Below are 1,284 nucleotides of genomic sequence, written 5' to 3' on the forward strand. Positions count from 1 at the left end.
TGGGCTTGACCCTGTTTGGTGGACACAGGGTCAGGCGGCTTGTGCCGTCTGATTGATCCGGTTTTCAAACTCGACGGGGCTGATCATGCCCAGTGCGCTGTGACGCCGGCGGCGGTTGTAGACCCGCTCGATCCAGTCACCGACGGCGAGCCTAGCGGCAGCTTTCGTCGGCCACAACCGCCGGTCGTAAAACTCGACTTTCAGTGTCGCCCATAATGATTCAGTCGCAGCGTTATCCCAGCACACCCCGGTACGGCCCACCGACCGCAGCAGGTTGTTCTCCCGGGCGAACCGAGCCAGCTGCGCCGAGGTGTACTGACAGCCCCGATCGGCATGGAAAATCACCTTCTCCGGCAACGGGCCACGCAACGCGATCGCCATCGTCAACGCCGACTCGACAACATCGGTATGCAGGGTATCGGCGATCGCCCAACCGATCACCCGCCGCGAATGCCCGTCCCGTACCGCCGCCAGATACAACCAGCCTTCCCCAGTCCGCAGATAGGTGATGTCGCTGGTCCACACCGCGTTGAGCACACCGGTATCGAAACGACGTTTGACCAGGTCCGGGATCGCTTCGGCATCCGGGTCCGCCACGGTGGTCGGCGGACCGAAAGTGCGCGGACTGATCCCGAACAAACCTTGGCGGCGCAGTGATGCCGCCACCGTCTTGCACGAGACCACCCAGCCATCCTCCCGTAGATCGGCCAGGATGCGCGGTGCGCCGTTCACCCCGTCGGAGTCGGCATGAAACCCCGCAACTGCGGTGTCGAGGCGCTTACGGCGCTGCTGGGCCGGCGTAGGACCGGCAGCGTCGGCCACACGCCACTTGTAGAACCCCGACCGCGATACCACCAGCAGTCGGCACATCCGCACAATGCTGAAGTTCGCCTTCTCCGCCTCGATGATCCGGTAAGCATCTACCGGTTCTGTTCGGAGGCGAAGAAGGCTGCCGCTTTTTTTAAAAACTCACGGTCCAAACGCAATTCAGCGTTCTCCTTGCGCAGCCGCTCCAACTCGGCGCGCTCATCAACATCAAGCACCCCGCCAGTATCCCCGGCCGACTCGCGGGCCTGGCGCACCCACCGACCCAACAACTGCTCACCCAGATTCATCTCCGCGGCCACATGCGCGATCGGACGTCCCGTCTCGATCACCAGGCGGGCAGCCTGCTCCCGAAACTCCGGGGTGTACTTCTTACGCTTGCCCGCCATACGGACATCCTTCCCGCAGGACCAGCAGTCCCACCAGTTAGGTGTCCACCATCAGGGGTCAAGCCCAACA

At 63.2% G+C, this 1,284-nt stretch carries 1 protein-coding gene; it reads right to left on the reverse strand.

The features are described 5' to 3' along the window. Positions 1-30 precede the first annotated feature (30 nt). Positions 31-1,214 (reverse strand): IS3 family transposase gene (locus ACJH6I_RS31775; protein ID WP_212806691.1). Its coding sequence is split into 2 segments (ribosomal slippage): positions 31-962 and positions 962-1,214, totalling 1,185 coding nucleotides; the frame shifts between segments, so codons are not numbered across the junction. Positions 1,215-1,284 lie beyond the last annotated feature (70 nt).

It is taken from the genome of Mycobacterium sp. SMC-13, assembly GCF_045311035.1.
In the GTDB taxonomy this organism is placed as follows: Bacteria; Actinomycetota; Actinomycetes; order Mycobacteriales; family Mycobacteriaceae; genus Mycobacterium.